Annotated in this window: 11 protein-coding genes; 5 read left to right on the forward strand and 6 right to left on the reverse strand. The window is 72.8% G+C overall.

Features of this window, described 5'->3' with window-relative positions; all coding sequences use genetic code 11:
- Positions 1-7: 7 nt before the first annotated feature.
- Genes AB0G11_RS01375 through AB0G11_RS01385 form a run of 3 tightly spaced genes read left to right on the forward strand, consistent with a single transcriptional unit; the run spans position 8 to position 3,150 of the window.
- A complete protein-coding gene (locus AB0G11_RS01375; RefSeq protein WP_357583169.1) occupies positions 8-1,366 on the forward strand; it encodes a potassium transporter TrkG in 1,359 nt (452 codons plus the stop codon).
- The gene (locus tag AB0G11_RS01380) at positions 1,359-2,018 is read left to right on the forward strand and encodes a TrkA family potassium uptake protein (protein WP_219501572.1); all 660 of its coding nucleotides are present in this window, start codon (positions 1,359-1,361) and stop codon (positions 2,016-2,018) included. The genes AB0G11_RS01375 and AB0G11_RS01380 overlap by 8 nt, the downstream gene beginning before the upstream one ends.
- Positions 2,019-2,058: 40 nt before the next feature.
- Complete coding sequence (locus tag AB0G11_RS01385) at positions 2,059-3,150, forward strand: sialidase family protein (protein WP_219501574.1); 1,092 nt, start codon at positions 2,059-2,061, stop codon at positions 3,148-3,150.
- 1 nt (position 3,151) lies between these two features.
- Here AB0G11_RS01385 and AB0G11_RS01390 read toward each other — a convergent pair whose 3' ends face one another.
- From AB0G11_RS01390 to AB0G11_RS01405, 4 genes are all read right to left on the reverse strand, one after another.
- Complete coding sequence (locus AB0G11_RS01390; RefSeq protein ID WP_219501576.1) at positions 3,152-3,988, reverse strand: hypothetical protein; 837 nt, start codon at positions 3,986-3,988, stop codon at positions 3,152-3,154.
- A gap of 28 nt (positions 3,989-4,016) precedes the next feature.
- Entirely contained in the window at positions 4,017-5,063 is a 1,047-nt protein-coding gene (locus tag AB0G11_RS01395) for a CU044_5270 family protein (RefSeq protein WP_357583171.1), read from the reverse strand.
- The gene (locus AB0G11_RS01400) at positions 5,056-5,661 is read right to left on the reverse strand and encodes an RNA polymerase sigma factor (RefSeq protein WP_219501580.1); all 606 of its coding nucleotides are present in this window, start codon (positions 5,659-5,661) and stop codon (positions 5,056-5,058) included. The genes AB0G11_RS01395 and AB0G11_RS01400 overlap by 8 nt, the downstream gene beginning before the upstream one ends.
- A 73-nt stretch (positions 5,662-5,734) precedes the next feature.
- Entirely contained in the window at positions 5,735-7,456 is a 1,722-nt protein-coding gene (locus AB0G11_RS01405) for an HAD-IIB family hydrolase (RefSeq protein WP_219501582.1), read from the reverse strand.
- Positions 7,457-7,736: 280 nt separating this feature from the next.
- On the opposite strand from AB0G11_RS01405, the gene AB0G11_RS01410 reads away from it, so the two are divergent.
- The gene (locus tag AB0G11_RS01410) at positions 7,737-8,870 is read left to right on the forward strand and encodes an esterase-like activity of phytase family protein (protein WP_357583173.1); all 1,134 of its coding nucleotides are present in this window, start codon (positions 7,737-7,739) and stop codon (positions 8,868-8,870) included.
- Between the two features lie 36 nt (positions 8,871-8,906).
- Here the strand turns inward: AB0G11_RS01410 and AB0G11_RS01415 are convergent, their stop codons facing one another.
- Together AB0G11_RS01415 and AB0G11_RS01420 are read right to left on the reverse strand one after the other, a co-directional pair.
- Positions 8,907-10,058: an MFS transporter gene (locus AB0G11_RS01415; RefSeq protein WP_219501661.1), complete on the reverse strand. Its 1,152-nt coding sequence runs from the start codon at positions 10,056-10,058 to the stop codon at positions 8,907-8,909.
- A gap of 52 nt (positions 10,059-10,110) precedes the next feature.
- Entirely contained in the window at positions 10,111-11,091 is a 981-nt protein-coding gene (locus tag AB0G11_RS01420) for an endonuclease/exonuclease/phosphatase family protein (protein ID WP_357583175.1), read from the reverse strand.
- A gap of 201 nt (positions 11,092-11,292) precedes the next feature.
- Here AB0G11_RS01420 and AB0G11_RS01425 point away from each other — a divergent pair, with 201 nt between their 5' ends.
- Entirely contained in the window at positions 11,293-11,946 is a 654-nt protein-coding gene (locus tag AB0G11_RS01425) for a YdcF family protein (protein WP_357583177.1), read from the forward strand.
- Positions 11,947-12,046: the final 100 nt, after the last annotated feature.

Genomic DNA, 12,046 nt, shown 5'->3' on the forward strand with positions numbered 1-12,046 from the left:
GCACCTGATGAGACGTGTTCGAGCCGCCTCTTTCTCACTCGGCGGCTACAGCCACCCCGCGCAGGTCATCGCGACGGGATTCAGCACGGCCGCGCTGATCGGCACGCTGCTGCTGATGCTCCCTTTCGCCACGACCGAAGGGTTGTCCCCGGGCTGGCTCACCGCGGTGTTCACGGCCACCTCGGCCGTCTGCCTGACCGGGCTCGTCGTCGTCGACACGCCCACGCACTGGTCGACGTTCGGCGAGGTGGTCATCATCGGCCTGGTGCAGATCGGCGGGCTCGGGATCATGACGCTGGCCACGGTGTTCACCGTGCTGGTGTCGGGCCGACTGGGGCTGCGCGCCCGGCTGTTCGCCCAGGCCGAGACCAAGACGCCGACCATGGCCGACATGCGCAAGGTGGTGCGCAAGGTCGTCGTCTTCAGCCTGGTGTGCGAGGCGATCGCGGCCGTGGTCTTCACGCTGCGCTTCCTGATCGGCTACGACGAGCCGATCGGTGAGGCGCTCTACCTGGGCGTCTTCCACGGCATCTCCGCCTTCAACAACTCGGGCTTCACGCTCTGGTCCGACAACGTCATCGGGTTCGTCACCGACCCGTGGATCTGCCTGACGATCGCCGCCGCCGTCACCGTGGGCGGGCTCGGCTTCCCCGTCGTGTTCGAGCTGCTGAAGTCCTGGCGGCACCCGAGCCGGTGGAGCGTGCTGACCAGGATCACCGTCGTGGCCACCATCGTGCTGCTGGTCCTCGGCACCCTGGTCTACCTGGCCACCGAATGGCGCAACCCCGGCACCCTGGGCGCGCTGGACGACTCGGGCAAGCTGCTCGCCGCGTTCTTCCTGTCGTCCATGGCGCGCACCGCCGGGTTCAACAGCGTCAACATCGGCGAGCTCTACCCGTCGAGCTGGCTGTTCACCGACCTGATGATGTTCATCGGCGGCGGCAGCGCGGGCACCGCCGGCGGCATCAAGGTGACCACGCTCGGGCTGCTGGCCTTCGTCATGTGGGCCGAGCTGCGCGGCGAGTCCAAGGTGAACATCGGCCACCGGCAGATCTCCGAGTCGGCCCAGCGCCAGGCCGTCACGATCACGATGATGAGCGCCGGCCTGGTCGCCGTCTGCACCTACGTGCTGCTCGTCCTCACCCCGCACAGCCTCGACCGGGTGCTGTTCGAGGTCGTGGCCACGTTCAGCACGGCGGGGCTGTCGACGGGCATCACCGCCGACGTGACGGTCCCGGGCCAGGTGCTGATGGTCCTGCTGATGTTCGTCGGCAGGATAGGCCCGCTGACGATCGGCTCCGCGCTGGCGTTGAAGGAGCGGACCCGGCATTACGAACTACCTGAGGAGCGGATGATCGTTGGTTGAGAAGCGCAATGACCCCGTGGTGGTCATCGGGCTGGGCCGGTTCGGCAGCTCGCTCGCCCTGGAGCTGACCCGCCGGGGCACCGAGGTGCTGGCCATCGACCACCGGCCGAAGATCGTGCAGGCGCTGGCGGGCCACATCACCCACCTCGCCACCGCCGACGCCACCGACCTGGACGCGCTCCAGCAGCTCGGCGTGCCCGACTTCTACCGGGCCGTGGTGGCGATCGGCGACCTGGAGGCGAGCATCCTGTCCGCCTCGCTGCTGGTGGAGCTGGAGATCGACGACATCTGGGCCAAGGCCGTCAGCCAGCAGCACCGGCGCATCCTGAGCCGGGTCGGCGTGCACCACGTCGTGCTGCCCGAGTTCGACATGGGCGAGCGGGTGGCGCACCTGGTGAGCGGCCGGCTGCTGGACTACATGGAGGTCGACGAGAACTTCGCGCTGATCAAGACCCATCCGCCCAAGGAGTACGTGGGCACCCCGCTGGGGGAGTCGGGCCTGCGGCGCAAGTACGGCGTCACGGTCGTCGCGGTCAAGAAGGAGGGCGAGGCGTTCACGTACGCCACGGCCGAGACCGAGCTGTCCTACGGCGACATCATCCTGGTGTCCGGCCGCACCGACCAGATCGAGCGCTTCTCGGAGCTCAGCTGACGGACACCCGCCGTTCACCCGTCCCTCCTACCGTGGCCGGATGGCGTACGCGACGTCCGTGCCCTACCGGGCGGGCACCGAGGGCTTCCACACGTTCCGCATCCCCGCCGTCGTGGTCACCCGGGCGGGGACCGTGCTGGCGTTCGCCGAGGGGCGGCGCGGCTCGGCCGGCGACTCCGGCCACATCGACCTGGTGGTCAAGCGCTCGGCCGACGGCGGTGACACCTGGAGCGAGGCCCGCGTGGTGGCCGAGGAGCCGCGCGGGGGCACCGTGGGCAACCCGGCCCCGGTGGTGACCTCCGACGGCCGGATCGTCCTGGTGTCGGTGCGGCAGGGCCCGGCGGCGACCGAGGCGAAGATCCGGCGCGGCCAGGTGCCCGCCGCCGACGGCCGCCGCGTGTTCGTGCAGGAGAGCGCCGACGACGGCGTCACCTGGACGGCCCCGCGCGAGATCACCGCGAGCGTGAAACGGCCGGAATGGCGCTGGTACGCCACCACTCCCGGCCACGCGCTCCAGCTCCGGCACGGCCCCCACGCGGGCCGGATCGTGGTGCCCGCCAACCACTCGCTGCCGCCGGCCGCCGGCCACGACGGCACCGAGGGCGCCTACAACGGCGGCCACTGCCTGCTCAGCGACGACGGCGGCGCGACCTGGCGGATCGGCTACGTCGACGACAACCCCGACGGCTACGTCAACGTCAACGAGACCACGGCCGCCGAGCTGCCCGGCGGCCGCCTCTACCTCAACACCCGCACCGACTCGGCCGCCCCCGGCACCCGCGCCGACGCCTACTCGGCCGACGGCGGGCAGAGCCTGGAGCTGCCCTTCCGCCCGCAGGCCGGGCTGAGCGGGCCGGTGGTGGAGGGCAGCGTCCTGTTCTGGGAGCCGACGGGGACGCTGCTGTTCTCCGGCCCGGCCGCGCCCGACGCCCGCGCGCTCATGACCGTGCGGGCCAGCGACGACCTCGGCGTCACCTGGCGGGTCGCCCACACCGTGTCGGGGCTGCCCGCCGCCTACTCCGACCTGACGGCGCTCGACCCCGCCACGGTGGGCCTGCTCTACGAGACCGGCGACTTCGGGCCGTACGAGTCGATCGCCTTCCGCCGCGTCCCGGCCGCGGAGCTGGCCTGAGTCAGCCCTTCGGCGCGGTGGGCGCCTGGTCGGTCCAGCCGGACTCGACGACCTTCGTCCAGGTCTTGTTCGGGAACGGCTTGCCGCCCATCCAGGTGTCCAGCTTCTCGGCGACCAGCAGCATGGCCGAGGTGTCGACGGTGACGCTGCGCCGCATCCGCCAGTCGCCCTTGCCGTCGGTCACGGTGAGCTTCTTGCGGTTCGCGCCGTCGCCGGTCACCTCGGTGCCGGGCTCCGCCGACAGCAGCGCGAACGCGGCCGCGCGCACCTTCTGCGGCACGGGCAGCTCGTGCAGAAGCTCCTCGTACGTGTGCCCGAGCTTGATGTGCTCGCGGCGCGGCGGCTCGGGGGCGGCCAGGCGGATCTCGACGAGCCGCTCCTTGAGCGCGGCGGGCTCCGACGGCAGCGCCTGAAGCTCCTCGTAGGACATCTTCCGCCCGGCCAGGATGAACCCGCTCGGCCTGATCTTGCTCAGCCTCGCCTTGCCCGGCTCCGTGGACAGCTTCACCAGCATGCCCTCGGTCCGGTAGCGCCACGAGGCGGGCGAGCCGTCACGCTTCCAGGCGGCCCGGTCGGCCGCGCTCTTCGGCTTGACGCCCAGCTCGCGGAAGCCCATCCACCGGTCGCCGGTCGACGCCGACGTCGACTCGCTGATCCGCCGCTGCACCACCCAGTACGTGTTCGGCGCGGTGCCGACCTTGCGCGGGTGGGTCATGGTGAACGTCGTCCGGGTCTGCCAGAACTTGCCGCCGGCCCCGGGGTCGGCCTCGGCGGCCTGCGCCGGGGTGGCGGTCGCCGCCAGGGCCAGGACCGCGACCATCATGATCGTCTTACGCATCGTGTGCAGTCACCTTCCGGTTCGGGGGTCAGGATGCGGGTTCGGGGTTGGGCAGGTCGGGCCGCCGGTCGGCCCAGACGCTCTCCGCGACGGCCGTGAACTGCTTCAGCTCGCCCGAGGGCGCCAGCGTCTCCAGCGCGAGCGGCGCCCCGGTCGCGTCGTCGACGATGAGCCGCCTGGCGGAGCCGTCGGCCGGGTCGCGGTAGGCGATCGCCTCCCCGGTCCTGCCGAGCGCGTCGGTCACCCGCCCCTGCGCGGTGACGCCGGGCAGCGAGGCCATGAGCCGGTACGCGGCGGCCCTGGTTCCGGCGGGCACCGGCATCTCCAGGACGAACGAGCCCAGGTTGGTCATCAGCTCCCTGTCGCCGGGCCCGAGGAGGGCGCGCAGGCCCTCCGGCGTGGCGGGCAGCTCGGCCATCCTGGTCAGCGGCCTGCCGGCGGTCAGCAGCCGCCAGTCGACGTCCTCCTGCTCGAACGACCTGGCCTCGCCGGGCGCCGCCTCCACCTCGTAGGAGTCGCCGCCGAGACCGCCGCCGTTGCCGTACGGGTAGGACCAGCGGGTGGGGGAGCCGTCGGCCCGCCAGGCCGCCTCGTCCTCCGGCGTGGCCGGCTTGACGCCCAGGTAGCGCAGGACGAGCCAGTGCGGGTCGGTCATCTTGCCCGTGGGCAGCCAGGTCTCCTCGGCGGCCGTCTGCTCCAGGGTGTAGCGGTCGCCGGGGTCGCGGAACCGTACGCCCCTGATCAGCTTGTTGCCCCACCAGGCGCCCTCGGCGGGCTGCCGGGCGGCGGACGTGGCGGCGGCCAGCAGGACCGTGCGGGCGTCGGGCGGCGGGGCCTCGACCGGCGGCGCCGACGAGAGCACGACGGCCACCGCCGCCCCCGCCGACGCCAGCCCCAGCCCGAACGTCGCCCATCGTGCCGCCCGCACCCGCTTGCGCGCGGGCCTGTCGTGCGCGCCCCTCGGGGGACGGTCGCGGGCGATCTCCGTCAGGAGCCGGTCGCGCCCACGCGCCACCGTCTCCCGGGACGGGCCGGGCGGGGCCAGCAGCTCCCGCACCGCGGACAGGTCATCCATCTATGTCTCCGATCACCGGGTTGACCTCGCCGAGCGCCTTCCGCACCTTCTTGCGGGCGCGGTGCAGCCGGGAGCCGACCGTTCCGTAGGGGATGCCGAGAGAGGCCGCGACCTCCTCGTAGCTGAGCCCGGCCACGGCGACGAGCAGCAGCACGTCGCGGTCGCCCGCGGGCAGCGCGGCCAGCGCCGCCGCGAGCGGCCCCCGCGCGCCCGCGGCGTCCAGCCGCGTGGGCACCCGCTCCTCGGGGCCCGCCTCGCTCCGCTCGGCCGCCGGGGCCCGGCGGAAGGCCGCGAACATCCGCGACAGTCCCCTGCGGTGCTGGGCGGCCACGTTGGTGGCGATGCCGTACAGCCAGGGCCGGACGCCGCCGCGTGCCGGGTCGAACGTGTGCCGCTTGCGGAAGGCCGTCAGGAACGTCTCCGCGGTCAGGTCGTCGGCCGCCTCCGGGCCGAGGCGGGCCGCCAGGTAGCGGTAGATCTCCTCGACGTACCGGTCGTAGAGGACCGCGAAGCGTTCCGGCTCCCGGACGGACTCCTTGATCACGGCCGCGTCGTCGGCCGCGACCGGAGGGTCGCTCACCTCGGGGGGCGCGGTCATTCGGGGTGTCCCTTCTGTTGCTTACACCCCTACTCCACCGATCGTCGCCTTCCCCTTCACGGTCCCCGCGTGATCAGTCGTCGTGGTCCGGGTCGTAGCGGGTGGGCTCGGCCGGCAGCGTATAGCGCCGGTCGATGAGGCCGACCACCTGGCTCAGGCTGTCGTCGGGCTCCTCCCGCTCCACCGCCTCGACCTCGCCGGCCAGCTCGTCGTCGCCGAGCCGGTCGCGGATCCAGGCCGAGTAGTCGCCCCGCTTCAGGTGGTACGTCCACGTCTCCTGGTCCACTCCCTCGGCCAGCTCCACGAACGTGTGCAAGTTGCGCGCCCGCAGGTGCAGCCGCTCGTCGGGGCCGGTGAAGTAGAAGCTCTTGTCCTTGGACATGGTGCCGGCGGCGTACTTGCGGCGATGGCGGGTGCGGTCGGCGCGGGCCTCCGAGGGCTGGATCCGCGTGGCGGCGTCCAGCGCGATGTGCCACAGCACGACGCTGCCGTCACCGCCCTCGCCCTCGACGGCCGGCAAGGGCCGGCCGAGCGCGTCGGCGAACGCGCCCAGCGTGTCGGCGGGCTCAGGCCCGACCGCGATCACGCCGTTCAGCAGGTCGAGCGCGGCCGGGCTGAGCGCCTCGGGATGCACGGTGATCAGCATGATCGAGCCCAGGTCGCCGGGGTCCTTGAGCGGCACCTCCTGCAGCTCGGCCGGCATCAGGTGGTGCGCCTCGTCCACGACCACCCAGTGCGGGTGCCCCAGCTTGGCCCGCATGGCGACCAGGCGCGGCACCAGCTCGGCGAAGAACGCGGGCCGGTCGCGCAGCGGCATCCCGATCATGTTCACCACGGCGCTGTGCCCGGGCGACTCCAGCAGCCGCAGCACCTCCTCCACCGCGGGCGGCCGGTCCGGCTCGCCCAGTACGGCCACGCCCGGGAACTCGGCGTAGTCGCCCTCCGGGTCGATCACCACGCACTGGTGCTCGCTCTCCACCAGCCGCTCCAGTAGCGCCGTGGTGACCGTGGACTTGCCGCTGCCCGACGGCCCCGCCACGGCCAGCCCCGTCCCGTACGGCTTGAGCCGCGCCTCGCCGCCATCACCGTGGCCCAGCAGCACGTCGTGACGCGGGATCTCGATCTGGTCCAGCTCGCCCGTGAGCAGCAGCTCGGCGAGCTCGACGACGCCGTGGCCCGCCTGCCGGCCCAGCGGCAGGTCGCACTGGCGCAGCAGCGCCGGCACCGCGTTGGCCACCGCCGCGCCGCACTCGGCCGCGTTCAGGAAGGCGTGGTCGTTCTCCGCGTCGCCGACGGCCACCACGTTGTGCCGCGACAGGCGCAGCCGGTCGAGCGCGGCGGCCAGGCCGGTGGCCTTGTTCACGCCGGGCGGCAGCACCATGACCGCGCCCTTGTTCCTGATCACCTGCAGCTCCAGGCCCAGGTCCCGGATGACCTCGTGCACCTGCGCGTCGTACGGCTCGCGCGTGGCGACCACCACCGAGCCGACGCCCAGCGGCGTGACGCCCGCCGCGCGCAGCCGGTCGGCCAGCTCCGGCGGCGGCGCCTCGGCCAGCGCCTCGGCGCTGCGCCTGCCGGGGTCGTAGAGCAGCCCGCCGTTCTCGGCCACCACCAGGTCGAACAGGTCGGCGTGCGGGAACACGGACAGCAGGTCGTCGAGCTCCCGCCCGGTCACCAGCAGCAGTTTCCTGCCCGAGCGGGAGACGCGCTCCAGGACCCGGACGGTGTGCTCATGGACCCGTCCGTGCCTGGCCAGCGTGTCGTCGTAGTCGCAGGCGAGCACGTGATACCTCATGTCGCGCACGTACCCCCGAGACCCCGGCGAAATCTGGATCACCCCGTACGGAGGAGTGGAAACGGTCGCACGACCCGCTCCGGGCGAAGCGGGAAAGCCGCGGATCTGCGGCGGTTCTCTCACGTATCCCGCGTGACGCTGACACTTCGCCCCGCGTTTTCAGGGGAAACGCGGCCTTCGCCGGTGCGCGAACTTTCGCCTGCCCCGCTACCTGGAAATCCGCCCTCACCCGCGATCTCATGTCCCCCGGTTCGCAGGCCCTACACGGACAGGGGAACACATGCTGTATCCACGGCGGATAGCGCAGGTCACGGTCGCCTTCGCGCTGGCCATCGGATTCGCGCAGCCGGTGATGGCGGCCGAGCGGGTGCGCGTCACCCGCTTCCTCGGCGAGCAGCGGCTGCCGCACAAGATGGAGTTCGCGGGCACGGTCGTCGGCGGCTTCTCCGGGCTGGACCGTGACCCGCGCACCGGCACCTGGTACTTCATCTCCGACGACCGGTGGCGCTACAACCCGGCCCGCTTCTACACCGGCAGGCTGGACTTCGACCGGCGCACCGGCAGGTTCACCGGAGCCCACCTCTCCGGCGTCAAGACGCTCATCGGCCCCGACGGCGAGCCCTACCCCGGCTACGGCAAGCCGCGCTCGGCCGACCCCGAGACGATCCGCTTCGACCGGCGCACCCGCCACCTGGTCTGGGGACACGAAGGCGACCGGCCCGACACGCGCAACCCGGACATCCCCGTCTCCCAGCTCTTCGTGCGCCGCATGGACCGCCAGGGCCGCCACCTCGGCTCCCTGCCGATCCCGCGCAACCTCCGGCTGACCACCACCGACAGCGGACCCCGGCGCAACTTCGGCTTCGAGGGCCTGGCGCTCGGCCCGCGCACGATCGCCGCCGTGGCCGAAGGACCGCGTTACGAGGACGGGCAGCCGCCCACCGTGGAGCGCGGCGCCCCGGCCAGGATCACCGTCTGGAACCGCGACGGCCGCCTGCTCGGCCAGTACGCCTACCCGATCGACCCGCTCCCGGCCGCGCCCGTGCCGCCGACCGGCGCGACCGACAGCGGCGTCTCCGAGCTCCTCGCCATCGACGACCACCGCTACCTGGCGTTGGAACGCTCCTGGATCGAGGGCGTGGACTACCGGGTCAAGCTGTACGAGATCGACCTGCGCGGCGCGACCGACGTGCTGCCCCGGCGGAGCCTCGCGGACGGCCGGTCGTACCGCCCGGTCCGCAAGCGGCTGGTCTACGACTTCAGCGACCTGCGCGGGCCGGTGCAGAACCTGGAGGGCCTGGCCTGGGGTCCCCGGCTGCGCACCGGCGAGTGCACGCTCGTCGCCGGCTCCGACGACAACTTCGACGAGCGCGAGGTGACGCAGTTCCTCGCCTTCGCCGTCCGCGGCTGCTGACGCCGCCCGCCCGACCGCCCGCGCCCCTGCCCTCCATCAGGGGCGCGGGCTCTTGCGTCCCCACACCAGCGCGACGACCACGTACGGCACCGCGAACAGGGCGAACGTCAGGCCGTGGCCCGCCATCGTCGACGCGGCGCCGTACGACGCGTAGACGAGCAGCGTGACCGCCTCCTTGCCGAGCCCCGCGACGGACGTCACGGTGGCGCGGCTCGGCCCGTCGATGCTCTCCTGGAGCCGCGCGTCGGCCACCACGTCGGCGAGCTGGAACGCCCCGAAGGCCAGCGCGATCAGCGCGAACCCGGCGAGCTCCCCGCTCAGCGCGCCGCCCGCCAGCGCCAGCGCCGCGGCCAGCAGCATCACCGCGAACGGCCGCTCCGCCACCCGCTCGGCCCGGCCCGCCAGCAGCCCGCCGGCCGTGGCCGCGGCCCACACCAGCAGGACGAGCGCCGGCACCCAGGCGACCGGCGTCCCGAGCTCCTTGCCGAGATACGGGACGTACTCCTCCAGCGCGCCCCAGATCGCCCCCGCCACGGCCGACAGGACCAGCCACCTCGACACGTGACGGTTGCCGCGCGCCTCCGACAGCCCGCTCTTCAGCACCGCCCAGTAGCCGGGCTCGTCGTCGTCATCGGCGGCCGCGGCCGTGCGATGCTCCGGGAACGCCAGGGCGGCGAGCGAGCACAGCAGGCAGGCCACGACGCTGGCCGCGCCCACCACCGGATAACCGCCCACGGCGAACACCGGGATCGCCAGCCCGATCGCCGAAGCCGTCGCCGCCAGCCCCACCGAGGAGGCCCGGCCCATCAGCCCGGCATAGCGCTCGGCCTCGCCAGCGCGCTCCAGCTCCTCGTACACCAGGGCTTCCAGCGAGCCGGACGTGAGCGCGCCACGCACGCCCCACAGCACGAACCCGGCGGCGAACACCCAGTAGGACGGGAAGATCACCCACAGCGCGAAGCCCGCGGCGGCCAGCAGCGGCCCCACGCACAGCAGCAACCGTCTGGAGAGCACGTCGGCCAGCGCGCCGGAGGGCACCTCCAGCAACAGCCCGGTGACCGACCAGATCACGAACAGCGAGGTGGTCTCGGCCACGGACAACCCGGTCTCGCTGAACAGCAGCGCATAGACCGGATAGAGCAGGACGAACTCATCCAGGAACGAGTAAAGATAAAGCGTGCCCGCCAGCCGGGACGGGCTTCCGTCAACGAATCAATGTCGCCACTTCATGCGGGCGAGTCTAGCCGGGCAGCCTAAGCTCCGCGTAAACCCCCCGGTGGTCCGTACGCGGCACGTCAACCACCTGGACCTCGCGCACCCCGGCCCGCTCGTCGACCAGCACGTGATCGATCGTGATGAACGGCGGCACGGCCCGGTTCGGCCACGTCGGCGTCAGCCCCATGCCCACCTGCCGGGCGGCGTCCACGTAGCCACGGTCGAGCAGCTCACGGAAGGCGCGATGGTCCAGGCTCGCGTTGAAGTCGCCCGCCAGCACCCGGACCGCGTCCGGCGACAGCCCGGGCAGGGCGGCCAGCGACGCGTACCAGCCTGCCGTCTTCCGGCCCAGCGGCGGGTTCGGATGGACGGCCACCACCTCCACCCTGCCGCCCGAGGGCAGCGTCAGCGCGGCGGCCGGCATGTTGTGCCCGATCGGCGTGAACAGATCGGGCAACGCCGTCAGCGGATGCCGCGCGTACAGCCCGCTGCCCGTGGCGCCGTGGTCCGCCTCCAGCACCCGGTGCGGCATCAGCTCCGCCAGGCCCGCCGCGTCCAGCGCCGCCACCGCGCGCGGCGTGAGCTCCAGCGCGCTGAACACGTCCGGCCGCAGCCGCCGCACCAGCTCCACCACCGCCTGCGGGTCCGCCCGCCCGAACAGGTTGATCGTCAGCACCCTGAACGGCACGCCGCCCACCGGCCGCTCGCCCACGGCGAACGCCCTCGGCGCCACCACGGCCGCCATCAGCACGCACGCCACCAGAGCCACCAGCGCCGCCGGCCGGTTGCGCCGCACCACCAGCAGCGCCACCAGCAGCGACAGCACCGCGCCGAGCGGCGTCACGGTCACGAGCTGCGTCAGGAACGAGCCCGCCTCCAGCCCGCCCACGCGCACCACCGCCCACCCGGCCAGGCACGCCACGACCGTCCACGACAGCCAACGCCTGCGCCGACGACGGCGCGGCGGCGCCCCGCCGGCCTCCTTGTCCTCGACCGAGATGCCCACGTGCTTCCGCCGCTCCGAATCGCGCTGAACGTTCTGAGGTGGAGCCTACGCATCCTGAGCGGCCGCTCAAGATGGGACCCGGTTGCGGTGGAAGCCGGCCGGCACGCGGGCCGCTCACGGGTGTCCGTAGATCGCCGGTGCCATCATGGACACGGCCACGAGCCCTTGGAAGGAACCTGACCACGAGGACCGGGAGCAGCCTTGGCGGGCATCACCGACGAGCAGTGGAGGCAGGCCGGCTTGCTCTGGGACTACCTCCAGATGCACCACCCGCTGCGCCACTGCGACGCCGCGATCGGCCTGGGCAGCCACGACCTGGGCGTCGCGTCCACCGCGGCGGCGCTCCACCACGCAGGCTGGTTCCCGCGCCTGGTCTTCTCGGGCGCCACCACGCCGACCACCGCCGCCCGCTTCCCCCGCGGCGAGGCCGTCCACTACCGGGAGCACGCGATCGGGCTCGGCGTGCCCGACGAGGCCATCCTCCTCGAACCGCGAGCCACCAACACCAGCGAGAACATCGTCCTGTCCCGCCGGGTCCTGCACGAGGCCGGCATCCGCCCCCGCTCGGTGATGCTCATCTCCAAGCCGTACATGGAACGCCGGGCCTACGCCACGACCCGCAAGGTGTGGCCCGAGGTCGAGGTGGTGTGCGCCTCGGGGGCCCAGCGCCTCGACGCGTACGTCCGGGCGATCGGCGACGGCGAACTGGTCATCGACATGCTGGTGGGCGACCTCCAGCGGGTCATCGAGTACCCGGCCCGCGGCTACAGCGTCGAGCAGGAGATCCCGCCTGCCGTACGCGACGCCTACGAGTCGCTGCTGCGCGCCGGGTTCGACAGCAGGGTCATCCCATGAGCCCCCGGACCCGCACCCGGACGCTCGGGGGGTGACGAGAGAAGCGCCGCCTTCGTCACCCTTCGCGGTGTAACCCTTCGCGCGGTTCTGCCCAAAAGGG

The organism is Nonomuraea sp. NPDC023979, assembly GCF_040639085.1.
GTDB classification, from domain to species: domain Bacteria; phylum Actinomycetota; class Actinomycetes; order Streptosporangiales; family Streptosporangiaceae; genus Nonomuraea; species Nonomuraea ceibae.